This is a genomic window from Halogeometricum sp. S1BR25-6 (genome assembly GCF_031624495.1).
GTDB classification, from domain to species: domain Archaea; phylum Halobacteriota; class Halobacteria; order Halobacteriales; family Haloferacaceae; genus Halogeometricum; species Halogeometricum salsisoli.
On record NZ_JAMQOP010000005.1, the window covers coordinates 194,424 to 216,783 of the forward strand.

Here is a 22,360-nt window from a genome sequence, read left to right on the forward strand (position 1 = left end):
TATAAAAGGAGAGGAGGGGAAGTGTGCTGCATACGCGCTCTCTATTCAGCACGACCATAGCAACCTCACCAAACGCTGTTAGAAGCGAGTGCTGACTATAGAGGAACGTCATCCCGCAAGTGATTCGAGTTTCTGAACAATTTTCGCGTAGAGATCAGGTGCGCAGTACCATCCCTCGTCAATCATCGCATCGATTACAGTTCGTGCTTCGTCGACACTGATCGTTCCATTGCTGGCAGGTACCAATGCGAGATATGCTGTTCCTCGGGTCGTGATTCCTTCGGTTGCAGCGACGTCACGACCGTATGCCTCATCCATTACGGCCACGCCATCGTGAGCGGCGGCGCAAGCGAGAACAGCGACATCAGCATCGCTGAGATTATCGTTTTGCTGGAGCCGTGACGCGAGTGCTGTGGGCTCACCCGAGACGACGGTGAACAGACCATCCTCGACACCACACTCTATACGACGAGCGTCCGGATACCCCTGTTCGATACCGATTTCGACGACCTCCTCGTAGACACGGTCGGGGATTACGCACGGCCCGTCGAGATGCCGGACGAGACCGAGACGATCGACTTTCGCGAGGTAGATGAGCGGCGTGGTGTCAACGACCCACATTCACAGTGCCTCGAGATCCGAGTCGAGGTGGTCGCCCGCAACCCAGGTAATGTCATGCTGCTTGGCGAGTTGAGCGAAATCCCAGACGGACATCTCTGCGAGTTCAGCTGCCTTGCTGAACGTGACGGTCCCTGCTGCGAGCTTCTCGAGTGCCCGTTTCCGACGCCACTCCTCCAGCCCCTCGGAAAGGAGCTTTCGGACGGCCGTACTCCGATCGAGATTCTCGTCTTCGAGGTATGTCTCGAGTTCGGCCTCCAACTCGTCGGGTACACGTGCTGAGATCGTTCCCATACTGTTTACTTTGTATGCAATGTATACAAGCGCTTCGGTGATTCCGCTGTGGATCTCGTTTGTACCCCTGTCACGGACAGATGGATGATGAGCAAAATCGGTCGAACCTCTCTAATTCCCGCCAAAAGCAGCGTGGCCGATACAGAGGGTGTCACCATCAGAGGTAGGTCAACGCAATATTTTCAAGGGGAGAAAAAATGTTAGAAGTATGAACGCAACCCAAAAGAAACGTCTTGGGAACGTGGTAGGCATAATCAGCATTGCCATCTCTCTTCTCATCATAATCTCTTGGGTTATGGGTCTCATCTAAATTCGAGGCTGAATCGAAAGCGTCCAGCATCGTCTTTGTGGCCGGCACAGAGAGTGACCGATTCGCGCTCTGCATCCAGCACGGGTGTGAAAAACGGTCACCAACTCGGTGATTACATCGAACCCTCTACGGATGGTCGGTCGCGAGCGAGCGGAGGTCCCGCGAACGGAGTGAGCGGGACGCCGTGAGCAAGCTCACCGGACGGCGGCAGCGGCGAGCGGGACGGGCCGGTACGTACACACACCTGTCCAGCCGGTCACGTCGCTCGGTGAGCCATCTACAGTCCTGACGAACTCAGAAAGGGCGAGGCCGCCTCGGTCACCGGGAGACGTAGTCTCCCGACCTCACGGCGCGAAGCGCCGTGAACGTCCCCCGACCCTGCAAGCATCACAGGCACGAGGCATGCAGCGGCGTCCTCGTGAGTGGAGTTCCCGCGAGTGGAACGAGCGGGAGCACGGAAGACGAGCGGAGCGAGTCTTCAGGAGCGAACGAGGACCAGCGAGACTTCGTCTCGCGCGGTCGCGGGACGTCGAGCGAGCGAGGGCTTTCGGATGTCGACTCCTACCGAATCAATCCAGTATCCCGTCAGCTGTCTCCGGTGACCAAGTCCTCGATGAACCGAAAGCCGTTCACGAACGTCACCGAGTCCCCGTAGCCCTCGCTCGAGAGTACAGTTGCAGCCCCTTCGCCGGCCGCGATATCGGTCGTATAGATGTACACCTCGGTCGCCGTCCCCGCGCTGAGGTGCTGGGCAGCTAGGGCGGCGAGGGCGGCGTCCGCCCGCTCAACCTCATCTGCGGGCCGGTCGTCGGCGTTCGCGATGTATCGCTGGACGCCGTTCATCGCCCGCGAGACGATGGGCTCCGAAAACTCAAGCGGCGCCGCAACCGTCGCCCAGCCCTCGCCGATCGCGGCGTCGATGGGAGGGGCCTCGAGGTCCGAGTCATCGACGGTCAGCTCCTCGTACACCCGTTCAGGGAGGACGAAGGTGATGTCGTTTCGGCGAGCGAACCGCCGAACGGCCTGGTACCGACTGTTCGATGGCGTCCCATCGCGACGAACAGGCCGGTGTCGGCGATGTGGAGCCGGCTCACGCGTCGTCAGCCGTGTCGCCGTCGTCGATGTCCAGTCCGTCGAGTCCCGCCCCTGCTTCCTCGATGTCATGGTGCTCGTGGACGATGGGCCGGAGCGCTTGCAGGATCATCTCTGCAGCCAGCGGCGAAATATCGAGATCCTCGGCCATCAGCCGGTGAGTGACTTCGCCACGTTCCCGGGCGACGGCGTAGGTGAGCGCCGTTGCGAGGCCGGCGATACCGTGGCGGTCAATGTAGGTGTCGATGTCGGCGTTTGTCTTCCGCCGACCCAGTCGCCTCCTAACTTAGATCAACCGCATCGAGTCGCCGGGATCGTCGCCGATGATGTCTGCCAATCCGTAAACAGTGATCGCGTCCGTGTAGCCTTGCGCTCGGACTGCGTTCTCGATGCCCTTTCTGGCTGGTTTATCGTCTGTGAGTACGACAACACCCGCTGTTGAGCGGTCTCTGACGTACTGGATGGCGAGCCCGGCGAGAATCGCGTCAGTTTTCTCGGCCTCGTGTTCGGCCTGGTCGGTTTCGTTCGCAATGGTTCGTCTGGCGATATCGCTTGCGGCGACAGCATCGCCATCGGTTGGTGAAGGAGCATCGATGATCTCGGCCCACCCCTCGTTGAGTGCCGTCCGGACGCGGTCCGTCTCCGGGCCACCGAGTTCACCGATTACGCGCCGGGGAAGTTTGCAGACGACGCCGGCGTTCTGAACTGCACTTCGGAATCGCCGATACTGCGGATTCGAGGGGTGGCCAATCGCATAGAAGATGTTTGCGTCGACGAGAACGTCCTGGTCGGCAGCAAATGGTGCGTCAGTACCCATCCGACAGACTTACCGATCGGCGTCTGACGAGTGGGTTGGAGCACCAGATATCTCGTCAAGGTTAGGGAGATCAATTTCGTCATGCACGTCCGGGAACAGATACTCGAAGAACGGATCATGCTCTTGACCGACGGCCAATGCCGGCTTGAGCGCGTAGATGATCATCATCGCTTCCGTCTCGCGAACGTCGATATCGGTGGCGACCATCCGCTGGGTTGTCTTGCCCGCGAAGTGGAGTCCAGCACCCCGTAGTGCGGCGATGAGCTTCCCGATGCCGTGGCGGTCGATGAAGTACTCGACGTCCTCATCGACTTCCTGGAGCGCGAGGGCATGAAGGACGGTCGGCGTGATGATGATCGGGACGTACTGCTCGACGATGACGATTGGGTCAGCGGTCAGTTGTTGGGGGCGCGTCGAGTCATCGCGGTCGACGAGGCCGAGGTTGACGAGCCGATCGACGTACTCGTAGGTGGTCGATTTCGAGAGATCGAGCGCCTCCATGATCTTCGGCGGGGCGACCGGGCCCCAGTAACAGACGTAGACGTAGACGCGGGCCAGTGCCGGGTGGTTGAGCAGCTGGACGACTGTCTCGAGTCGGGGGGCGTTCTGGGCCAGCGTCTCTGGTTTAAGCGTCTCTTCGTCCATCACATCCGTTGGGGGCGGGTCGAGTACGTCGATCCCGCCATCCGGACGAACGCGGTCGTGATCAGCGGTCATACTCGTTAGTTCGAAGTCCATGTACTTCACACTAGCGACGCCAGTAGCTGGCGGTAGTGGAAACGTCACGGCTTTGTTGAAATTCTCTACCGACGATAGTTTGTTGAGAACGTCCGCTGACCAACCTGTTTCTCCGACGAAGTCAGTCGTCAAGTGCGCCGATGGTATCGAGGTAGTCACGGACCGCTTGGACAAACAGCTGATAGCGCTCCAGATCTTGCAGCGCATTGTAGACAACGTCGTTATCGATGATTCGACCATATGTGTGCGACAATACGTTACGGAAACGGGCTCCCTGTGCCATCTCTTCGGCCAGCGTCGATGAGAGCACTCCAATTTCACCGAGTGCTCGCATCGATTCGGGATTGCTAGCCGGTGGGTGCCCGCGTTCGTGCTTGACGAGTTCTTCACCGATGTCGATCGAGGCTTCTGTCATCTTCACAAACCGGCGCTCGACGATATCACGAGTATCCGAATCGGACTTGTATTCGTCGCGACTGAGACGCTGCTTCCGGGCAAGCACACCGAGGCTCTCCTCAATGGTTTCGACAGCAGTCAGAATCCTGTTGAGACGGTCCGCTGGAAACCTGTCAGTCGTCATCCGTCATTCTCCGACTCGCCGGAGACAGGCACCCGATCATCACCGTCAAGATGGGCATTGATTCTGGCCAGCGCTGCGTCGAGTCGTTCGCGCGGTGACTGCGGTTCGGTATCACTCGTCGTTATCTGCTGCCGGAGCTCAGCGGCGCGTTCTTGATCGCCGATGAGGAGGACACCATTCTCGAAGATCGCCTCTGCGAGCGCTGGCGAGACTGCGTGGAGATCGACGAGATCCACGTCATCCGTCCCGAGTGTATCGCTTAGATCAGCACTTAGTCCAAGGAAGATATCGTTGTAGCTCGGATCTGATGGGCGTTGAGCGTCGAATTCGACCGCGATATCGATATCGCTTGCTGAGTGCGTTGTTCCGGTCGCGTGTGAGCCGAAGAGAATCACAAGTTGGACCGGATGCTCTCGAAGGACGCCGAGGAGGGCGTCGAGATCGAGGGACGCATTGAGAGCAGTCGATTCGACAGTTCTCATTGTCCGAAATCAGGTTCGCCGGCCATATAAAAGCGGAGGTGCCCTTGGATACTGTATCTTGCAGATAGCTCAGATGTGAGAAGATTCCCGAGACTCCGAGGACTCGAGATCCGATTACAGATGTCTCGCTTCCAGCTCGCTTCCGAGTCGTACGCCTCCACTGCTTCAAACAGCTCCTTCGCCGAGTGGAACTCCCCCAGTAAGACGACCTCGTCTGGAGCGTCTCGAATCGCATCCCGGAGCACACGAATGATCCGTTCACCAGGGTTCCAGTCTCGCCAGATCCGTTCGTGGTGTCCTGTCTCGATAAAGCGGTCGATACGCTCTGTGATGGCCGACTCGTTAGTCGTTAGCCACGTCAGCTGGTCTTCGGAGAGGTTCTCCTCTTGGACTCGCAGGAGCTTCTTGAACGCACGTCTGGCGTACTCGCGATACTTTCTCGACCTGCTGCCACAGTCGGGTATCGGTGACATTGCCACGCGAAACCCGACGTTCCTACTCGGATTGGCCGCACTCTCGGTGGTCCTCGTCGCACCCGCTGAGGAGTGGCTCTTTCGCGGTGTCGTTCAGGGTCGTCTCCGGCAGGGGGTCGGGCCTACTCCCGCGATTGCGGGGTCGAGTCTCCTGTTCGTGTCGATACACCTCGCGAATTATTCAGGTTCACTCCTTCCTGTCTTCGCCGGCGCATCGCTCATCGTCGTCGTCGGGTGTGTCTTCGGTGCACTGTCCGAATACACCGACAACCTCGCAGTCCCCATCATGACACACGCGACGTACAACGTGGTGTTGCTGATCCTCTCCTACATGTCGATATAGTGGGTTAGTCCATCAGACGGACATCGCCGAAGATGGCTGTCCCGTTGATGATGAGATCCGGCTCACCGGTTGGGTGTGATCGTCGGAGATCGCGGATCGTCCCGAAGATGGACGTCGATTCAACGACGACGACCCAGTCGCCGGGGACAACAATCTCGGTATCTCCGAAGATCGCGACCGCCTCGACAGTGCTCGGCGTGGGGACGTCTACACCCCGAAGGTCAAGCCGGGCATCCTCAAATACCGCGGTAATACCACTCTCGTCGGTCATTCCGTTCTCCGTGATGGAGATATCGGAACTCAGGATACCGGGGTGGCGACGTCTGCGGAGGAGCGAGATGCCGAAAAGCACGACTAGGAGGGGCCAGAACTGACGGGCTTGGGCGCCGGTCAGGACACCGAACTCAACGAGCAGCCAACCGGTACCGACGAGGAGGAACGTCCCCGGCCAGAGTAGGTGGCGAGCGCGTTCGCTCACGAGTCGGTAGCCGCCGTAGACGACGAGTGCGCCAGCGAGGAATACTTCGAAGCCGTCGACAGCGACTACGCCGGTTGTGTCTGCGAGGAGGATGAGTCCGAGCACGACGACCAACCCGCCGAGGAGTCGGCGTGTTCGGGGCGGACGAGAAGTGGTGATTGATTGTGTATCGCTCATGGGTACTGCTCCGGTGAGCCCGCTCGAAAGCGGGAAGTCACGTGAGAGTATGATCAACTCGTGAGGTATTAAACAACGCCGTGAGAGACGCAGACGCCGTTCTCTCAGTTCTTCCCTCCTTCGGGAAGGATTCGTAGATTTCGGCGTCATTATTTCCGCAGACTACGCTCCCGTTCCTCATACCGTACGACACCTCCCGCGCGACCGTCCGCGACGACGTCTCGGGTGGGTGGAGCCGCAACGAGTACCCTGAGATAGGCATACACCGAATTCACGGACTAGACACAGGGTGGTGCCGACTCGGCGGAACGGTCGATGTTGGGGCAGAAAATACCGCTGGCTGCCTGCGCGCTCTTGTTTCACTCGTCGTCAGTGGCCCTCCTTGTACGCTTTCACGAGCGCTTGCATCGCCTCGCGTGCGTCGCCGAACAGCATGTACGTATTGTCGTTCGTGAACAGCGGATTCGGGATATCGGAGTATCCCGGACTGAGGCTCCGCTTATTCACGATGACCGTCTGGGCGTCCCAGACGTGGAGCACTGGCATTCCTGCGATTGGGCTCGCCTCGCCGGAGAGGGCGGTCGGATTCACCACGTCGTTTGCACCCGTGACGATGACGACATCGGTTTCCGAGAAGGTCGGGTTGACCGCCTCCAGTTCCTGCATCTGCTCGTAGGAGACGTTCGCTTCGGCGAGGAGAACGTTCATGTGACCGGGCATCCGCCCGGCGACCGGGTGGATGCCAAAGACGACCTCGACATCGTTCGCTTCGAGGAGCGTCGCGAGTTCGGCGACCGCGTGCTGGGCCTGCCCGACCGCCATCCCGTATCCGGGAACGACGACCACCCGACGCGCGATGTCGAGCAGCATTGCCACCTCCTCGGGTGAGGTCGACATAACGTTCCCTTCGTAGATGTCGGAACTGTCCTCGTCACTGGAATCGGTGGCTCCGTATCCACTGAAGAGGACGTTCGTGAGCGTCCGGTTCATCGATCGACACATGATAACTGTGAGGATGACCCCCGACGCGCCGACGAGGGTACCGGCGATAATGAGGACGCTGTTGTCGAGCGCGAACCCGGTCGTCGCGGCGGCCAATCCCGAACAGGCGTTCAGGAGGGCGATGACGACCGGCATGTCGGCACCACCGATTGGAATAACTAGTAAGACGCCGAGAACCGAGGCGGCGGCGACTACCACCCAATAGGATGGCACCCACTCGGCCGCCGGGAGCACGCCGAAGAGCTGGTTCTGGGCGACGAGCGACGCGCCCGCGACCACTGCAACGACGAGAACCGCGAGCTTGAGGACGTTCTCCCCCGAGTAGCGAATCGGGTCCTTGAGAGCCCCCTGAAGCTTCCCCGCGGCCACGACGCTCCCCCAGAACGTGACGGCCCCGATGAGCCCTGTGATGGCCGCTGCCGTCGTCGTCTCGACCGGCAGTGCCGCGGACGCCGACGGTCCGAGGAGGTCGATGAGTTCCGCGCCGGCCACGAGCGCGGACGCGCCGCCGCCGAAGCCGTTGAACAGGCCGACGAGCTGCGGCATGTCCGTGGTGTCGACGGTCACCGCGAGCCACGTGCCGATACCAGCTCCGACGAGAAGCGCCGCGAACAGGACCAGCGGTGAGAGGATCTCGAACCAGAGGATGGTGATACCCACCGCGACGGCCATTCCGGTCGCCGAGATCAGGTTTCCGCGACGCGCCGTCCGGGGATGCGTCATGTCCCGAAGGCCGAGAATGAACAGAACGCCGGCGGCGAGGTACGCCAGTGAGAGCGTCTCCGACGGGAGCCCGACTGCGATACCTGGCACGGGTCAGTCCCCCCGCTGTCGGAAGCTCCGGAGCATTCGGTGACTCACCAAGTAGCCGCCGACGACGTTGACAGTCGCCATGACGACCGCGAGGAAGCCTAAACCCGTCGCGAGCGTCGAGTGGCCCGACCCCGCGACCACGACCGACCCAATGAGTGTGATGCCGGAGATAGCGTTCGTGCCCGAGATGAGCGGCGTGTGGAGCGTAGCCGGGATCTTCGTGATGATCTCGTAGCCGACGAACCCGGCAAGGACGAACAGCGTCAGGTTCTCGATGAACGCCATCACCGCCACCTCCGCGCGTTAACCATCGTTCCCTCCGTCGTCGGCTTCCGCATCCGTTTTAGTAGCCGGATCTGTGTCGATACCGCTATCTCGGTGCGAGGAACGGATTGCGCCCTCGTGAACGAGGAGTGTGGCATCGATGATTTCGTCGGTAGTGTCGACGTGGAGAGCGCCGTTCCGAAGAACGTGGTTGAGAAAGTTAGCGACGTTGTTTGCGAAGAGTTGACTAGCCGTCCGTGGGACAGCCCCGGGTAGATTCGTTCGACCGATGATAGTGACATCGCCGTACTCAACGGACTCTCCGGGCCGCGTCGGTTCGCAGTTGCCACCGCCCTCGGCCGCGAGATCGACGACAACGGAACCGGCGGCCATCCCGTCGAGCATCGCCTCGGTCACCAGCGTCGGGGCGGGCCGGCCGGGGACCGCCGCCGAGGTGATCACGACGTCCGCCGCGCCGACAGCGTCGGTCATGGCTTCCCGTTGCTTCTGATAGAACTCAGGGTCCTGTTCGTGTGCATAGCCGCTCGCCGTGACAGTCGTGTCTGTCTCAAGATCGAGCTGTACGAACTTCGCACCGAGACTCTCAACCTCCTCCTTAACGGCGGGTCTGATATCGTAGGCCCACACTCGCGCGCCGAGTCGCTTCGCGGTCGCGATGGCTTGCAGCCCGGCGACGCCCGCGCCGACGACGAAAACATTCGCGGGCTGAACGGTCCCGGCCGCGGTCATCTGCATCGGAAACAGTTTCGGGAGCGCGTCGGCCGCCGTGACGACCGCCTTGTACCCGCCGAGGCTCGCCATCGACGTCAGGACGTCCATGCTCTGTGCTCGGCCCGTCCGGGGAAGGAGTTCGAGCGCAAACGCGGTGATTCGGCGGTCGGCGAGGGCGTCGAGGGTCGCGTCGTCGACGGCGTAGGGGCCGAGCATTCCGATGATGGTCTGGCCGTCCCGGTAGGGGTCCGCGCCGCCGTCGAGGCGGGCGCCGAGACCGCGGACCTGGAGGACGACGTCGGACCGGTCGAACACCGCCGTACGGTCCTCGAGGACCTCGCATCCGGCCGCCGTGTACTCGTCGTCGCTCCAGCGGCTCGCCCTGCCGGCACCCGCTGCTACGAGCACGTCGAGGCCGTTGCCGATCAGCTTTCGCGCGACCGGTGGGACGAGCGCGACGCGAGTCTCGCCCATCGCCGTCTCGTCCGGGACACCAATTTTCATCAGTTCCGTCGCGGTGTCACGGCCTCGTGAGAGCTGTGCCTCGGTCGGATGCCGTTCACCGCCAACTCGTCCACCCGCCGTCCACAACGAGCGATTCGCCGGTAACATAACTCGCCAGATCGCTCGCGAGGAACGTGGCGGCGCCGGCGATGTCTTCGGGTTGCCCGTATCGGCCGAGCGGGACCATCTGGGTGAACTGCTCGGCCTGCGCGGCGGCCGCCTCGGGATCCGTCGCCTCGCCACCGATCATCGTCTCGATGCCGCCGGGATGGATGGCGTTGACACGGATGCCGTGCTCGCCGAGTTTGTGCGCGAGAGAGTAGGTAAGCATGGTCAATCCACCCTTCGAGGCGGAGTAGGTCGGCCAGTTCCCGTTTCCGAACAATCCTGCGATGCTGGAGATGTTGATGATGGACCCAGCACCGTTAGCTGCCATCCGCTTTCCGGCAATCTGCGACCCGAAGTACGCACCCTTGAGATTGATATCCATCATCTGTTGGAACTCATCCTCGGTGACGTCAAAGAACTCCTCGGCGTGCCAGATGCCGGCGTTGTTCACCATCACGTCGACGCCCCCGAACTCGTCGGTCGCCTCGACCACACTCTCCAGATCCGCCCGATCGGTGACGTCACAGTCGACGAACACCGACGACGCGTCGGTCGTTTCTTCGATCGCCTCGTGAGTCGGTTGGCCTCCTTCCTTCGGCTCCTCACGAACGTCGGCAACGACGATTGCGTCGGCGCCCTGCTCTGCGAATCCAAGCGCGATTCCGCGACCGATACCCGAACTTCCGCCAGTGACGACCGCGATACGGTCATCGAGGAGTGACATGACTCTAATACCTCACAAAGAATAAACACGTCATCAGATTTAAATCCGTAGGATGTCCCAATCCGTATCAACCATACAGAGCTATCAGACTGAAGCGATCGGCGGTAGTTTGAATTCCCCATTGTTGGGGATCTCTAAAGCGTCCTGCGTGACGCGCTCAATGCGGACCCGGACGTCCTCTGTAGTGGAGATATTTCTCGTTCGCTCCGTCAAATCAGCGGCTGCGCCGTTGAACGGTAGTCCGTTGAGGCACCAACTCATCTGCGGGCCTCGGTACACAGCAACGTCCTTCGGGGTCGGTAGCTATTGCCGACGGTGCACCGAACTCCAAGAGATAGCGGATGAGAGTGGTACGCCGTGGCCAGAGTAGCGAGAGCGACCCCGACGTTAATCAGTTAGGTGATGCAATCACTCACCAATGGCCAATGTGAGGCGGCTCGTGCTGGATCTGTTGAAACCGCATGAGCCAGACGTCGTCACGTTCGCTGAATCGGTCGCCGGCTGCGACGGTGTTGCCGGTGTAAACGTCGTCTTGATGGAAACTGACAAGGAGGTTCAAAATGTGAAGCTGACTATCGAAGGAGATTCCATTCCAGTCGACGCCGTCCACGACACCGTTGAGGACCTCGGCGGAACAGTGCATTCTATCGACGAGGTGGTCTGCGGGGAGTTCATTGTCGAAGAAAGCAAAACGCCGCAGGATTGAGCACATCATGGTCTCCCGTCTGAAACGCCTGCTGAGAGCGCTGGAGCGCGATGACGTTCGCTCCATCTCGCGGCGATATTTCATCTCGAACGGCTTCGACGGCGCACTCACCAGCGTCGGCGTCGCTGTCGGCTCGTATCTCTCGGGCGTCCCCGACGGACTGACCGTCTTCAAGATCGGTATGGGTGCCGCGATCGGGCTGGGCACGTCCGGGGTCTGGAGCGTCTGGGAGATCGAGCGCGCGGAGAAACGAGCCGAACTCAAACGTATCGAACACGCCATGTTGACCGACCTCGACGAGACACGGATTCAGCGCCAAAAGGCCGGCGCCCGTCAGGTGAACGCGCTGATGAGCGGTATCGGTCCGGTCATCGGGGTCGTGTTCCCGATGACTCCGTTCCTCTTCGAGGAATCGCTCTTGAGCATGCGCGGGGCCACGTTAATCTCCATCGGCGTCGCCGTCTCCATTCTCTTCGTGTTCGGTGCGTACCTCGCCGACATCTCCGAACAGAACTGGATCGTGGCCGGTGCCCGAATGGGTCTAGCTGGCATCGTCGTCGCGTTGCTGAACATCATCCTGCCTGGGTAATATGACCTGGCACGACCGCCCTCTCGATGTCGTATTCGAGAACGTGGACAGCGATGCTGACGGCCTCTCGACCGAGGAGGCTCGGCGGCGGTTCGAGGAGTTCGGCGCTAACGAAATCACGAGCGAGGAAGGTCGGGGAGCCCTCGAGGTCCTCGTCTCGCAGTTCACCAGCGGTCTGGTGCTCGTCCTCGTGGGCGCCGCGGTACTCTCGGTTGCCGTCGGACACGTCGTCGACGCCGTCCTCATCACGGTTATCCTGCTCGCCAACGGCATCTTCGGGTTCGTTCAGGAGTACCGCGCCGAACGGAGCCTCGAGGCACTTCGGGAACTGGCCGCCCCGAGCGTGATGGTCTACCGGGACGGAGCGCGACAGGATGTTGATATCAGCGAGGTCGTTCCCGGGGACGTGCTGGTACTCGAACAGGGTGACGCGGTCCCGGCAGATGCTCGGATCGCAGAGTCGGCGAGCCTGCAGGTCGACGAGGCACCCCTGACCGGCGAGAGCGTTCCCGTCGAGAAATCCTCGGAGGAACTCGACAGTGAGACGCCGCTGGCCGAGCGCGAGAACATGGTCTACCGGGGCACGACCGTCACTCGCGGCCGGGGCGAAGCGGTCGTCGTCGAGACCGGCATGGACACGGAGATGGGGACCATCGCGACCGAACTGTCGGAGGCCGAGACGCGCCAGACGCCGCTCCAGCGCGACTTGGACCGCCTCGGCCGACGGATCGGAATCGGCGTTCTCGTCCTCTCGGCGCTCGTGATCCCCTTCTTGGTGTTTCGCGGTACCGCACTGCTATCTGCGGCACTGACGGCCATCTCGCTCGCCGTTGCCGCCATCCCCGAGGGCTTGCCGGCAGTCGTCACGCTGACGCTGGCGCTGGGCGTCCAGCAGATGGCCGACGAGAACGCGCTCGTCCGGACCCTTCCGTCCGTCGAGTCACTCGGCTCGGTGGACGTCGTATGCACAGACAAGACCGGGACGCTCACCGAGGGGAAGATGCGCGTTGCTCGCCTCTGGGTCCACGACGAGGTGATCGATGATGCGTTCGACCCCGAAGACGACCGCGTCGGAACCCTGCTCCGAGTCGGGGCGCTGTGCAACGACGCCGATGACGAGCGCGGCGAACCGACCGAGCAGGCCCTGCGTCAGGCCGCCATCGACGCGGGTATCGATGTCGACGCGCTCCGGAACGACACTCCCCGCGAGGGCGAAGTTCCCTTCTCGTCGGACCGCAAGCGGATGGCGACCGTTCACGCCGACCGCATCCGCGTCAAAGGCGCTCCCGAAGTTGTCCTGGAGCGGTCGACACGCGTCTTGACCGCCGACGGCGTCGCCGAGTTGGATGAAGCGACTCGAAATCGGATTCGAGAGCAGGTCGAAACGTTCGCCGACAGCGCACTGCGCGTCCTCGCGTTCGCCGACAAGCCGACCGACGACGGTGGCGACCCCGAGGAGAACCTGGTGTTCGTCGGTCTCCAGGGACTCATCGACCCGGCCCGACCCGAGGTCGCAGACGCGATCACCGAAACCCACCTCGCGGGTATCGACGTGAAGATGATCACGGGCGACAATCGCCGAACTGCGCAGGCCATCGGACGCGAGGTCGGCATCGAGTCCGACGTCTTGACCGGTCCCGAGTTGGATGCGATGGACGACGCCGAACTGCGCGAGCGTGTCGAAGATGTGGATATCTACGCTCGGGCGACGCCCAGTCACAAGGTGCGCATTCTGCGCGCGCTGCAAGACGATGGGCGGACGGTCGCGATGACGGGCGACGGCGTCAATGACGCACCCGCACTCAAGAACGCCGACGTCGGCATCGCCATGGGCGTTCGGGGCACGGACGTCGCCAAGCAGGCCAGCGACATCATTCTCCTCGACGACAACTACGCGACCATCAAGAACGCCATCCGACGCGGGCGCACCATCTTCGATAACGTGTGGAAGTTCGTCGCCTACCTCCTGTCGGCCAACCTCGCGGAGGTACTGCTCGTTTTCGTCGCGTCCCTCTTTGGCTACCTCATCCTCCCCGCTGTCCAGTTGCTCTGGATCAACCTGCTAACCGATGGGCTCCCGGCACTCGCGCTCGGGGCCGACGCCGAGTCCAGCGACGTGATGCGTCGGGAACCCCGTGCGTCCACTGATGGTATCATCGACCGACCGATGACGACGCTTATGGGCGGCGTCGGTCTGACGACCACCGTCGTCCTCCTCGGCGTGATGTTCCTCACGCTACGCGGGGCGCCTGAGGTGACACCGTACGTCATGACGATGGTGTTCACCGGGTTCGTCGTCTTCGAGTTCGTCAAACTGTACGTGGTTCGCTGGTCCCGGGGGACGCCGCCGCTCACGAACCGCTGGCTAGCGGGTGCTGTCAGTGCATCGTTCGTGCTCCATCTGTCGGTACTGTACACGCCACTGAACCAGTACTTCGGGACGGTTCCGCTAGGTATCGACGATTGGGGACGCCTCCTCGCGGCACTCGCCGTCGCCGTCCCCGGATTTCTCGGCGTCGCGTGGTACGTCCGGCGGTCGACCCGCGAACACTGGACCACGCAGAACCGAACAGGCGACGAGCCACGCCGCGGAACGGATGACGAACGGCCGAGTGGAACGACAGAACGCGACCGAGATGTTCGGTGAACTCTGTTCGTACTCGGCCTTGCCTTCCTCATGTTCGGTGCGGACCGCGCCGTGACGTCAGCGGGCATCTCGCGCTCTTCGACGGCGTCTCGCCGTTTTTCATCGTCGTGACCCTCATTCGGTCAGCACGTCCGGCCCGGAGATGGTCACGTCGGTCTACGCCGCGTCGCACGGTGCAAGTGACCTCGTCGTGGGTTTCGTCGCAGATACGTGCGCTCGGATTTGATGATGGAAGCAGAGTCAATGCTGGATATGGAACCCGTATACCGCAACGAGATATCTGCGACCCCGAATCCTGCTACCGACCGCTGCGATTAGTTCCGGTCCTAATCGAAATATCGCCATTTCACGGTTGAACCGTACGATCCGTCCCTCTCGGCGATATCATGCTCCCTCGATCGGTGACTCGACGCGCAGGGTCAAGAGGTATGGTCCCTCCCGAACCAGGTGTGGTATGAGCGACCGTGACAATCGGATCGAACCGTTCTCCCCTCGTCGTCGGGGAACGGTCGATTATATGCGCACGGCGGGGCGTCGGAGCAACGTTCACGGCCTCGTCGAGGTCGACGTCACCGAGGCGAGGGCACGTATCAGGACCGCCGAGGAGGAGACGGGAGAGCAACTGTCGTTCACCGCCTTCGTCGTGTGCTGTCTCGCACGGGCTCTCGGAGACCATCCCCGTATCAACGCGTATCGCGATTGGCGTGGTCGGGTCCACGTGTTCGATGACGTCGATGTGAACGTGCTCGTCGAGACAACAGTTGGTGGCGAGCGAATCGGCGTTCCCCACCTCATAAGAGGGGCACACGAACGGTCCTTTCGGTCCATCCACGACGAGATACGAACCGCTCAAGAGTCCCCGGACCCGACGGCCCTCTCGCGTCTGGAGTCGATGGCGCTCCGACTTCCCGGATTCGTCCGGCGGCTCGTCTGGCGGCTTCCGCAGTGGTTTCCTCGGCGGTGGAAGGACATGGCGGGTACCGTCGCAGTCAGTTCGGTGGGGATGTTCGGCCGGGGGGGCGGATGGGCAGTCAGTCCGACGAACTACACCTTGCAGGTGACCGTCGGGGGTATCAGTAGGAGGCCGAGACTCATCGACGGAGAACTCACCACCCGTGAGTTCCTCGCTCTCACGGTGACATTCGATCACGACGTCGTCGACGGTGCACCCGCTGCGCGGTTCGTTCAACGGTTGAGTGACCTCCTAGAGGACGCTCACGGAATATCGACAGTGGACGAGCGGTGACAAGACAGTGCTGAGGAGAGGTCTCATCAACGGTCCGAACACCTCCCCGACCCATCGTCCGGGCCTCCTCGCTCACCGCGTCGAAGGATTCGTCGCAGTCGTATCCGTTCGTCGCAGGGTCAGGCTGGTCTCCTTCGGCCGTGTTCGAGGTGGAATCGCTCATGTGGTGGTTCGTCTATCGAGAGAGGGTGTACCGTTCGAACGCTGTGTCACTGCATTCAGTGTGTCTTACTGCCTGATTTCTGGCATCGAGCTGGAGTTCACATCGACTCGAGCACGCGCTCGAATCGTTCTGAGACGTCCTCTGCGATCGTATCGAGGTCTGGGTTGTCGGTTATTCCGACGAGTTGGCCAGGGTCGACTGCGCTCACCACGACCGAACCATCCTCGTCCTCGTAGACGACGACGTTGCACGGGAGGAGCACCCCGAGTTCGATCTCCTCTTCCAGACCCTGGTACGCCAGCTGCGGATTACACGCGCCGAGGATTCGATACTGACGGAACTCCTCGTCGAGTTTCTTCTCGAACGTCGCCTGCACGTCGATGTCACAGAGGACGCCGAACCCCTCGTCTTCGAGAGCGCTGATCGCCCGTTCGACGACCTCGTCGAACTGTCCGTCCACCTGTTTTCGTGTTGTGTAGCTCATGATATGTGTGAAATGTTTACTGAAATGGGTGTTCAGTTTTAGACGAGCAGCTGGATATCGGCATCAGCCATGCGCTGGAGGGCCGTCGCGGCGCCGACGCCGACGGTGACGCCGTCGTAGAACTCCGCTTCGTCGTAATCCATCAGTTCGATAGTCATCTGACAGGCCTGCAAGTCGACTCCCTGGTCGAGCGAGACGTCGATGAGCTCCTCGATGGTCGCGGTCCCGTTGTCGGCAATCTTCTTGTTCATCATCTTCGTCGCCATCGAATCCATCCCCGGCAGCGACGCGATGGCGTTCGGCATCGGCATGCTCGGGTTGCCGACCGCCGAGAGCTTGAGGTTCTTCGATTTCTCCTCGTGGAGGATGTCCAACCCCCAGAACGTGTGGAACACCGTCACGTCCCAGCCGAACGCCGCCGCAGTCGAGGCGAGGATGAGCGGCGGGTAGGCCATATCGAGCGTCCCCTTCGTCGCGATGATGACCATCGACCGCTGGTCGTCATCGACCGCCGCTCTGAGGTCGGCGAGGTCCTCGCGTAGCTCCTCGACTTCCGCGGCTAGCTCCGCCGTGGACCGGTCCTCAGGGGCGTTGGTCGGGTCAACAGCGTCCTGTGTGTCCGAGTTGTCGGGCGTGTCTGTACTCATAGTTACTCCGTTTTGCGCACGTAGTGTTTGAACACGTCCCCGTCCTCTTCCTGGTCGAGGAGTTCGACGCCCGGGGTCGTCTCCGCCCACCCCTTCAGGTCGCTCATGCTGCCGGAGTCGGTGGCGAGTACCTCCAGTACGTCTTCCTCGCTCAGGTCGTCGATGGCTCCTTTCGTCTTCACGACCGGCATCGGGCACGATTCGCCTTTCACGTCGAGCGTCTCGGTGACAGTGTATTCCGTACTCATTGTTGATTTGCCCACTCTGTATTGGGCGTACACTACAATATCGACGGGACAGTAAAAAGAGTGTCGATTATTGGGGCTCACATACACTAATGAATCCGCCAGAACTCAACTGAGGGCGCTTAGAATGCTCAAAACGGCAATCTACTCCAGAACTGGCTCAGCAGTATTGTGAATATAGGGAAATACCATAGAAACGCTTTTGTGAGGTGACCCGGTAGTGAGAGGTACAGATGAACGCTTCCGAACCGGACGCGGATGTGGAATCGGTCGCACCCGAAGCGCTCAAGCAGCGCATCGATGCGGGTGAACCCGTTTCGATCCTCGACGTGCGAGCCGAAGACGAGTTCGAAGAGTGGGGTATCGACGGCGACAGTGTCGAGGTCGTCAACCTCCCCTACTTCGAGCTACTCGACGGTGTGAGCGAGGAGCAACTGGAGCGAATCCCCTCCGGCGACCCTATCGTGGTCGTCTGTGCGAAGGGTGGCTCGAGCGAACTCGTCGCCGACCACCTCCTTGACGCCGGGCGTGAGGCGGTCAACCTCGAAGGCGGCATGAAGGGCTGGGCGCGCGTCTACGAGTACCGCGAACTCGACGCCGATACCGACGCGACGGTGGCGCAGTACCAGCGACCCTCCAGCGGCTGTATGGCCTACATGGTCGTCAGTGACGGTGAGGCCGCCGTCATCGACCCGCTTCGGGCGTTCGTCAACGATTACGTGCAGGACGCGCGGGTGATGGGAGCGGAGATCAAATACGCGGTCGACACGCACGTTCACGCCGACCACGTCAGCGGCGTCCGCGAACTCGCGGCCGAGACGGGTGCACGGGTCGTCCTGCCTGAAGCGGCGGTCGAGCGCGGCGTCGAGTACGACACCGACTACGAGACGGTCGCCGATGGTGACACGCTCTCGGTCGGCGCCGTCGATATCGACGTGTTCCACACGCCCGGTCACACCTCGGGCATGACCTCCTACCTCGTCGACGACGCGGTGCTCCTGACCGGTGACGGACTGTTCACCGAGAGCGTCGCCCGGCCGGACCTCGAAGGTGCGGACGACGAGGAGGCCCGCGCGGCCGCGGGGGAACTGTACGACACCCTCCAGTCGAAGATTCTTCCGCTCGGCGACAACGTGCTGGTCGCGCCGGCGCACTTCAGTGATGCCGCGGCACCCCGCGAGGACGGAACCTACGCCGCACGTCTGGGAGACCTCGAAGCGAGAATGGATGCGCTGTCGATGGAGCGCGACGAGTTCATCGAGTTCATCCTCTCGGATATGCCGCCGCGCCCCTCGAACTACGAGGAGATCATCGCGACGAACCTCGGTCGGCAGGACACCGACGACGAGGAGGCCTTCGAGATGGAACTGGGACCGAACAACTGCGCCGCCAGCAGCGACGCAATGACGAGTGACTGAGAACGGAACTATCGAACTAAACTAATGGACATAACTACACTCCCGCTGGTCGCACTCGCCGATCTGTTCCCGCGAGGCGTCGCTCAGTACGCTGCCGGTGGACTGCTCATCGGCCTCGGCGTCGCCGTAATCTACCTCGGAACGGGCATCATCGCGGGCGCGAGCACGTTCCTCGAATCGACGCTGTCGTACGTCTCGGATGTGCCCCGGTTCAACCGGGCGAAGTACCTCGCCTCGCGCGACTGGCGCGTCGTGTTCACGCTGGGCATCGTGGGCGGAGCCGCCGTCTACGCGCTCGCGTTCGGCGAGTTCGGCTGGACGACCGACGTGCAGTGGTGGCGACTACTCGGCGGCGGCTTCCTCGTCGGCGTCGGGACGCGCGTCGGGAAAGGCTGTACCTCCGGGCACGGAGTCTGCGGGGTCGGCTCGCTCTCGGAGACGTCGCTGGTGAACGTCGCGACGTTCATGGCGTTCGCCATCGGCACGGCGCAGATCGTCGCCGCGCTGGGGGTATCCCCATGAGCGCCGACACCGACGGGCGCGGACTCGCGTTCACCCTCGTGATCCTGCTCGGAGGGCTGGTGTTCGGATTCGGTCTCGGACTCAGCGGGATGGCGAAACCCGAAATCGTCCTCGACTTCCTACAGTTCGAGGACTTCGGCCTGCTGTTCGTGATGGGCGGGGCCGCCGTCGTCTCCGGGGTCACCATCTTCGGTGCGACGAATTTCCTCGACCGGGCGCCGCTGACCGGTCGTGGGTACACTCGCCGGCTGAAGACGTTCGATAAGAACGTTCCGATCGGTGGAGCGATCTTCGGCGTCGGGTGGGGGCTCTCCGGCATCTGTCCCGGGGCCGCCTACGCGAGCGTCGGCCTCGGCAACGTCACCATCCTGTGGGCCATCCTCGGGATGTTCCTCGGGGCGTACGCGCAGGGGTTCGTCCGCTCCTCGCGCGCCGAAGAGACCGACGCTGCGGCCGCACCGTCCACCGACTGAGTCCATGTTTCAAAACAGTCACTCGGTTGGTAGGCGCGACCAGTATTGCACGGAAAACGAAACAGCGTACACGAAGACAGGAGAAACGTGAAATGTTGGGATTGGAAACCGCGAGCGGTTCGGTGGAAGCGATAACGACGATAGGGCTCGTCCTCGTGGAGGCAGTCGTCCTGTACGTGGGATACGGCGCTCTCAGCAGCCTCGTCGGACAGACGGTCCTCGACGCAGTCGGGGGTGAGTGAGGATGGATATCCTCGGACTGACCCCGATGATGGTGGGGATATTCGTCGGATTCGGGCTGCTCATCGGAATCCTGTTCGGGTTCTTCGGCATGGGCGGGTCGTTCCTCGTGACGCCGGCGCTGCTGGTGATGGGCTACCCCTCGACGGTTGCAGTCGGCAGCGGCTTGGCGTTCGTCTTCGGGACGAGCGTCATCGGCGCACTCCGCCACCGTGACCACGGACAGGTCGACTACAAACTCGCGCTCATCATGACCGTCGCCATGACGGTCGGTATTGAGGGCGGGAAGAGCGTCGTGTTCTTCCTGGATTCGACCGGGATGGCGGACCTCATCATCAGCATCTCGTACGTGGGACTACTCGCGGTCGTCGGCCTGTTTACGCTGCGCGACGCGTGGGGCTCGAAGGGTACCGATTCGACGGGACACAATCTCGCCGACCGCGTGCAGTCGCTCCACATCCCGCCGATGGTGACGCTACGCGGTGACGTCCGTGTGTCCGGGACCATCATCTTCGCGGTCGGTCTCGTCATCGGCGTCCTGTCCGGATTCCTCGGCGTCGGCGGTGGGTTCTTGCTGATGCCCGCGATGATGTACGGCCTCGGCGTGCCCGCCGCCGTCGCCGTGGGGACGGACATCCTCCAGATCACCATCTCGGGGGCGTTCGGCGCGTTCCGCTACGCGCAGTCCGGATCGGTCGCGTTACCCGTCGTCGGCGCACTGCTCGCCGGAAGTGCACTCGGCGCGCGTATCGGTGCGGGGGCAACACAACTCGTCGAAGAGGATGCGATTAAAGGCTACTTCGCGGCGATGCTGCTCGCCGGGAGCGTCGCCGTCGCGGCGAAGGAACTCGGTGCCGCGTACGGGATCGAAGTCCTGAACACAGTGAGCATCGCGCTCATCTTCGGTGCGGCGGTCCTCGTCAGCGGGGCGGTCGTCCTCGCCGCAGTCTGCCGCCTTCGGAACGATAGCATGGGGACGTGGTGTCGGCTCACCACCTCCTGAGCGCTCGTCGCCTCGCCGACAGACGACGAACCTGACCGAGGTGACCAGACGGAGCTCATTCTTCCTACTTTGAGGTCGTTTCGAGTGGTATCAGTATCGTAACATTTGTCCATTAGAATTGTACTGTATTCGCAACCAAGAGACGGATCAAAATCGCCGCCTCCCCCATTAGTTGTTCGTCGAGTCGAAGGTCACCCGATACAAAGCCTCTCTACTCGTCTAATCGGGTCTCTTCGCGCCGGCCACCGGAGGCGGGATATCGAGCCAACGGATTTAAGAGTATGACGTGTGTAGTTGTGGGTGTAATGAGCAATACTGGATACGGCGCGGCGGAGGTCGCACGGCGAATCGAAGACGAGGAGACAGATCCGTTCGTGCTCGATGTCCGGCGCGAGGAAGACTTCGAGGAGTGGCAGATTCCCGGGAGCACGAACCTCCCTATCTACGACGAACTCCTCGAGTACGACTACTCCACGCTGGAGGAACATCTCGACGACCTTCCGAACGACGAGGAGATAATCGTCGTCTGTATCGCCGGTATCACATCCGGGCGCGCCGCGGAGTTCCTCCGCGAAAACGGGTACGACGCCGAATCCATCGACGACGGGATGAACGGCTGGGGTCGCGTCCACCGCCAGTACGAAATCGAAGGCGCCGACGGCGTCGTGCAGGTCGTCCGCCCCGGGACGGGATGCGTCTCCTATCTCGTCCACGACGGCGGCGAAGCCGTCGTCGTCGACCCGACGCAGTACGTCGACGAGTACCTGAACGTCGCCGACGAGCAGGAGGTCGAAATCGTCGGTGTCGCCGACACACACGCCCATGCGGACCACGTCTCCGGGGCGCGACGGCTCGCAGGCGAACTCGACGTCCCCTACTACCTCCACGATGAGGACACCGGCGACCTCGACCGCATGAAGGAGATGACCGACGGCGACTCCATCGACGTCGGTGACCGCGAACTCGGCGTGCGTCACACGCCCGGTCACACGCCGGGGAGCGTCTCCTTCGAGTACGGCGACGCGCTCCTCTCGGGTGACACGCTGTTCCTCCGAAGCGTCGGTCGTCCCGACCTCGAGGACGGCTCCGAGGACGCCGTCCGCGAGGCCGCGAGCCGGCTGTTCGACAGCCTCGACGGTCTGCTCGACCTCGACGAGGGGACGGTCGTGCTTCCCGGCCACTTCAGCGACGAATCGGTCCGCCCGCTCGCGACGGAACTCGGCGAACTCCGCGAGGAGACGACCAACGAGCTCCTGAGCTACGTCGAGGACGGCGACGAGGAGTCGTTCGTCGAGACCATCGTCGAGAGCCTCGCGGACGAGCCGGCGAACTACAACGAGATCAAGCAGATCAACTGGGGCAAGGAGCAACCGGGAGACGACGTCGAGGAACTCGAACTCGGTCCCAACAACTGCGCGGCCAACTGAG

Annotated in this window: 25 protein-coding genes and 3 pseudogenes; 11 read left to right on the top strand and 17 right to left on the bottom strand. The window is 62.0% G+C overall.

Features of this window, described 5'->3' with window-relative positions; genetic code table 11:
- Nucleotides 1–108: 108 nt before the first annotated feature.
- From NDI76_RS20065 to NDI76_RS20100, 9 genes and pseudogenes are all read right to left on the bottom strand, one after another.
- Nucleotides 109–621, bottom strand: a complete 513-nt coding sequence (locus NDI76_RS20065; RefSeq protein ID WP_310925955.1) for a PIN domain-containing protein — start codon at nt 619–621, stop codon at nt 109–111.
- The gene (locus NDI76_RS20070; RefSeq protein WP_310925956.1) at nt 622–912 is read right to left on the bottom strand and encodes a UPF0175 family protein; all 291 of its coding nucleotides are present in this window, start codon (nt 910–912) and stop codon (nt 622–624) included. It lies immediately after the preceding gene.
- An 895-nt stretch (nt 913–1,807) separates the two neighbouring features.
- A pseudogene (locus tag NDI76_RS20075) lies at nt 1,808–2,316 on the bottom strand (PIN domain-containing protein).
- Nucleotides 2,313–2,588, bottom strand: a pseudogene (locus NDI76_RS22700) (DUF7437 domain-containing protein); the annotation flags it as partial. The pseudogenes NDI76_RS22700 and NDI76_RS20075, both read right to left, overlap by 4 nt.
- 12 nt (nt 2,589–2,600) lie before the next feature.
- Entirely contained in the window at nt 2,601–3,131 is a 531-nt protein-coding gene (locus tag NDI76_RS22705) for a PIN domain-containing protein (RefSeq protein ID WP_425498392.1), read from the bottom strand.
- Between the two features lie 9 nt (nt 3,132–3,140).
- On the bottom strand, nt 3,141–3,848 hold the full coding sequence (locus NDI76_RS20085; protein WP_310925957.1) for a DUF7437 domain-containing protein: 708 nt from the start codon (nt 3,846–3,848) through the stop codon (nt 3,141–3,143).
- A 142-nt stretch (nt 3,849–3,990) separates the two neighbouring features.
- Entirely contained in the window at nt 3,991–4,449 is a 459-nt protein-coding gene (gene hepT / locus NDI76_RS20090) for a type VII toxin-antitoxin system HepT family RNase toxin (protein WP_310925958.1), read from the bottom strand.
- Nucleotides 4,446–4,931 carry a type VII toxin-antitoxin system MntA family adenylyltransferase antitoxin gene (gene mntA, locus NDI76_RS20095; protein WP_310925959.1) on the bottom strand — a complete coding sequence of 162 codons (486 nt, stop codon included), beginning with the start codon at nt 4,929–4,931 and terminating at the stop codon, nt 4,446–4,448. The genes hepT and mntA overlap by 4 nt, the downstream gene beginning before the upstream one ends.
- Before the next feature lie 56 nt (nt 4,932–4,987).
- Nucleotides 4,988–5,383: pseudogene (locus NDI76_RS20100) on the bottom strand (primase-associated protein); the annotation flags it as partial.
- A 52-nt stretch (nt 5,384–5,435) separates the two neighbouring features.
- Here NDI76_RS20100 and NDI76_RS22710 point away from each other — a divergent pair.
- The gene (locus NDI76_RS22710) at nt 5,436–5,747 is read left to right on the top strand and encodes a CPBP family intramembrane glutamic endopeptidase (RefSeq protein ID WP_425498393.1); all 312 of its coding nucleotides are present in this window, start codon (nt 5,436–5,438) and stop codon (nt 5,745–5,747) included.
- 4 nt (nt 5,748–5,751) lie between these two features.
- Here the strand turns inward: NDI76_RS22710 and NDI76_RS20110 are convergent, their stop codons facing one another.
- From NDI76_RS20110 to NDI76_RS20130, 5 genes are all read right to left on the bottom strand, one after another.
- On the bottom strand, nt 5,752–6,402 hold the full coding sequence (locus tag NDI76_RS20110; protein ID WP_310925961.1) for a LiaF transmembrane domain-containing protein: 651 nt from the start codon (nt 6,400–6,402) through the stop codon (nt 5,752–5,754).
- A 369-nt stretch (nt 6,403–6,771) separates the two neighbouring features.
- A complete protein-coding gene (locus NDI76_RS20115; RefSeq protein WP_310925962.1) occupies nt 6,772–8,217 on the bottom strand; it encodes an NAD(P)(+) transhydrogenase (Re/Si-specific) subunit beta in 1,446 nt (481 codons plus the stop codon).
- Between the two features lie 3 nt (nt 8,218–8,220).
- Nucleotides 8,221–8,502, bottom strand: coding sequence for an NAD(P) transhydrogenase subunit alpha part 2 (locus tag NDI76_RS20120; protein ID WP_310925963.1), 282 nt, complete (start codon nt 8,500–8,502; stop codon nt 8,221–8,223).
- An 18-nt stretch (nt 8,503–8,520) separates the two neighbouring features.
- On the bottom strand, nt 8,521–9,717 hold the full coding sequence (locus NDI76_RS20125; RefSeq protein ID WP_310925964.1) for an NAD(P) transhydrogenase subunit alpha: 1,197 nt from the start codon (nt 9,715–9,717) through the stop codon (nt 8,521–8,523).
- Between the two features lie 55 nt (nt 9,718–9,772).
- Nucleotides 9,773–10,549: an SDR family oxidoreductase gene (locus NDI76_RS20130; RefSeq protein WP_310925965.1), complete on the bottom strand. Its 777-nt coding sequence runs from the start codon at nt 10,547–10,549 to the stop codon at nt 9,773–9,775.
- 418 nt (nt 10,550–10,967) lie between these two features.
- Here NDI76_RS20130 and NDI76_RS20135 point away from each other — a divergent pair, with 418 nt between their 5' ends.
- The 4 genes from NDI76_RS20135 to NDI76_RS20150 all read left to right on the top strand — a co-directional run bounded on the left by NDI76_RS20135 (nt 10,968) and on the right by NDI76_RS20150 (nt 15,737).
- Entirely contained in the window at nt 10,968–11,255 is a 288-nt protein-coding gene (locus tag NDI76_RS20135) for a DUF211 domain-containing protein (protein WP_310925966.1), read from the top strand.
- Between the two features lie 7 nt (nt 11,256–11,262).
- Nucleotides 11,263–11,844 (top strand): VIT1/CCC1 transporter family protein, encoded by a 582-nt coding sequence (locus NDI76_RS20140; RefSeq protein WP_310926105.1) that lies wholly within the window; start codon nt 11,263–11,265, stop codon nt 11,842–11,844.
- A 1-nt stretch (nt 11,845) separates the two neighbouring features.
- On the top strand, nt 11,846–14,491 hold the full coding sequence (locus NDI76_RS20145) for a cation-translocating P-type ATPase (protein WP_310925967.1): 2,646 nt from the start codon (nt 11,846–11,848) through the stop codon (nt 14,489–14,491).
- Nucleotides 14,492–14,945: 454 nt separating this feature from the next.
- Complete coding sequence (locus NDI76_RS20150; RefSeq protein ID WP_310925968.1) at nt 14,946–15,737, top strand: 2-oxo acid dehydrogenase subunit E2; 792 nt, start codon at nt 14,946–14,948, stop codon at nt 15,735–15,737.
- A 260-nt stretch (nt 15,738–15,997) separates the two neighbouring features.
- Here NDI76_RS20150 and NDI76_RS20155 read toward each other — a convergent pair whose 3' ends face one another.
- The 3 genes from NDI76_RS20155 to NDI76_RS20165 are packed head-to-tail and all read right to left on the bottom strand — an operon-like array spanning nt 15,998 to nt 17,279.
- Entirely contained in the window at nt 15,998–16,384 is a 387-nt protein-coding gene (locus NDI76_RS20155) for a DUF302 domain-containing protein (protein WP_310925969.1), read from the bottom strand.
- Between the two features lie 38 nt (nt 16,385–16,422).
- The gene (locus NDI76_RS20160) at nt 16,423–17,031 is read right to left on the bottom strand and encodes a DsrE/DsrF/DrsH-like family protein (RefSeq protein ID WP_310925970.1); all 609 of its coding nucleotides are present in this window, start codon (nt 17,029–17,031) and stop codon (nt 16,423–16,425) included.
- A gap of 2 nt (nt 17,032–17,033) precedes the next feature.
- Nucleotides 17,034–17,279 carry a sulfurtransferase TusA family protein gene (locus NDI76_RS20165; RefSeq protein ID WP_310925971.1) on the bottom strand — a complete coding sequence of 82 codons (246 nt, stop codon included), beginning with the start codon at nt 17,277–17,279 and terminating at the stop codon, nt 17,034–17,036.
- A 230-nt stretch (nt 17,280–17,509) separates the two neighbouring features.
- Here NDI76_RS20165 and NDI76_RS20170 point away from each other — a divergent pair, with 230 nt between their 5' ends.
- The 6 genes from NDI76_RS20170 to NDI76_RS20195 all read left to right on the top strand — a co-directional run bounded on the left by NDI76_RS20170 (nt 17,510) and on the right by NDI76_RS20195 (nt 22,359).
- A complete protein-coding gene (locus tag NDI76_RS20170; RefSeq protein ID WP_310925972.1) occupies nt 17,510–18,694 on the top strand; it encodes an MBL fold metallo-hydrolase in 1,185 nt (394 codons plus the stop codon).
- Between the two features lie 24 nt (nt 18,695–18,718).
- Nucleotides 18,719–19,216: a YeeE/YedE family protein gene (locus tag NDI76_RS20175; protein WP_310925973.1), complete on the top strand. Its 498-nt coding sequence runs from the start codon at nt 18,719–18,721 to the stop codon at nt 19,214–19,216.
- Nucleotides 19,213–19,689 (top strand): YeeE/YedE family protein, encoded by a 477-nt coding sequence (locus tag NDI76_RS20180; protein WP_310925974.1) that lies wholly within the window; start codon nt 19,213–19,215, stop codon nt 19,687–19,689. Before NDI76_RS20175 ends, NDI76_RS20180 begins: the two co-directional genes overlap by 4 nt.
- A 92-nt stretch (nt 19,690–19,781) precedes the next feature.
- The gene (locus NDI76_RS20185; protein WP_008385543.1) at nt 19,782–19,931 is read left to right on the top strand and encodes a DUF7512 family protein; all 150 of its coding nucleotides are present in this window, start codon (nt 19,782–19,784) and stop codon (nt 19,929–19,931) included.
- A gap of 2 nt (nt 19,932–19,933) precedes the next feature.
- A complete protein-coding gene (locus tag NDI76_RS20190) occupies nt 19,934–20,932 on the top strand; it encodes a sulfite exporter TauE/SafE family protein (RefSeq protein ID WP_310925975.1) in 999 nt (332 codons plus the stop codon).
- 305 nt (nt 20,933–21,237) lie between these two features.
- A complete protein-coding gene (locus NDI76_RS20195) occupies nt 21,238–22,359 on the top strand; it encodes an MBL fold metallo-hydrolase (protein WP_310925976.1) in 1,122 nt (373 codons plus the stop codon).
- Nucleotide 22,360: the final 1 nt, after the last annotated feature.

What these genes read in the sequence shown, in the direction of transcription:
- hepT (WP_310925958.1), bottom strand. Translation starts at nt 4,449, where the DNA reads ATGACGACTGACAGGTTTCCAGCGGACCGTCTCAACAGGATTCTGACT.
- NDI76_RS20185 (WP_008385543.1), top strand. Translation starts at nt 19,782, where the DNA reads ATGTTGGGATTGGAAACCGCGAGCGGTTCGGTGGAAGCGATAACGACG.
- NDI76_RS20180 (WP_310925974.1), top strand. Translation starts at nt 19,213, where the DNA reads ATGAGCGCCGACACCGACGGGCGCGGACTCGCGTTCACCCTCGTGATC.
- NDI76_RS20160 (WP_310925970.1), bottom strand. Translation starts at nt 17,031, where the DNA reads ATGAGTACAGACACGCCCGACAACTCGGACACACAGGACGCTGTTGAC.
- NDI76_RS20170 (WP_310925972.1), top strand. Translation starts at nt 17,510, where the DNA reads ATGAACGCTTCCGAACCGGACGCGGATGTGGAATCGGTCGCACCCGAA.
- NDI76_RS20150 (WP_310925968.1), top strand. Translation starts at nt 14,946, where the DNA reads ATGAGCGACCGTGACAATCGGATCGAACCGTTCTCCCCTCGTCGTCGG.
- NDI76_RS20085 (WP_310925957.1), bottom strand. Translation starts at nt 3,848, where the DNA reads ATGACCGCTGATCACGACCGCGTTCGTCCGGATGGCGGGATCGACGTA.
- NDI76_RS20190 (WP_310925975.1), top strand. Translation starts at nt 19,934, where the DNA reads ATGGATATCCTCGGACTGACCCCGATGATGGTGGGGATATTCGTCGGA.
- NDI76_RS20145 (WP_310925967.1), top strand. Translation starts at nt 11,846, where the DNA reads ATGACCTGGCACGACCGCCCTCTCGATGTCGTATTCGAGAACGTGGAC.
- mntA (WP_310925959.1), bottom strand. Translation starts at nt 4,931, where the DNA reads ATGAGAACTGTCGAATCGACTGCTCTCAATGCGTCCCTCGATCTCGAC.
- NDI76_RS22705 (WP_425498392.1), bottom strand. Translation starts at nt 3,131, where the DNA reads ATGGGTACTGACGCACCATTTGCTGCCGACCAGGACGTTCTCGTCGAC.
- NDI76_RS20140 (WP_310926105.1), top strand. Translation starts at nt 11,263, where the DNA reads ATGGTCTCCCGTCTGAAACGCCTGCTGAGAGCGCTGGAGCGCGATGAC.
- NDI76_RS20125 (WP_310925964.1), bottom strand. Translation starts at nt 9,717, where the DNA reads ATGAAAATTGGTGTCCCGGACGAGACGGCGATGGGCGAGACTCGCGTC.
- NDI76_RS20195 (WP_310925976.1), top strand. Translation starts at nt 21,238, where the DNA reads ATGAGCAATACTGGATACGGCGCGGCGGAGGTCGCACGGCGAATCGAA.
- NDI76_RS20110 (WP_310925961.1), bottom strand. Translation starts at nt 6,402, where the DNA reads ATGAGCGATACACAATCAATCACCACTTCTCGTCCGCCCCGAACACGC.
- NDI76_RS20135 (WP_310925966.1), top strand. Translation starts at nt 10,968, where the DNA reads ATGGCCAATGTGAGGCGGCTCGTGCTGGATCTGTTGAAACCGCATGAG.
- NDI76_RS20070 (WP_310925956.1), bottom strand. Translation starts at nt 912, where the DNA reads ATGGGAACGATCTCAGCACGTGTACCCGACGAGTTGGAGGCCGAACTC.
- NDI76_RS20165 (WP_310925971.1), bottom strand. Translation starts at nt 17,279, where the DNA reads ATGAGTACGGAATACACTGTCACCGAGACGCTCGACGTGAAAGGCGAA.
- NDI76_RS20175 (WP_310925973.1), top strand. Translation starts at nt 18,719, where the DNA reads ATGGACATAACTACACTCCCGCTGGTCGCACTCGCCGATCTGTTCCCG.
- NDI76_RS20130 (WP_310925965.1), bottom strand. Translation starts at nt 10,549, where the DNA reads ATGTCACTCCTCGATGACCGTATCGCGGTCGTCACTGGCGGAAGTTCG.
- NDI76_RS20065 (WP_310925955.1), bottom strand. Translation starts at nt 621, where the DNA reads ATGTGGGTCGTTGACACCACGCCGCTCATCTACCTCGCGAAAGTCGAT.
- NDI76_RS20155 (WP_310925969.1), bottom strand. Translation starts at nt 16,384, where the DNA reads ATGAGCTACACAACACGAAAACAGGTGGACGGACAGTTCGACGAGGTC.
- NDI76_RS20120 (WP_310925963.1), bottom strand. Translation starts at nt 8,502, where the DNA reads ATGGCGTTCATCGAGAACCTGACGCTGTTCGTCCTTGCCGGGTTCGTC.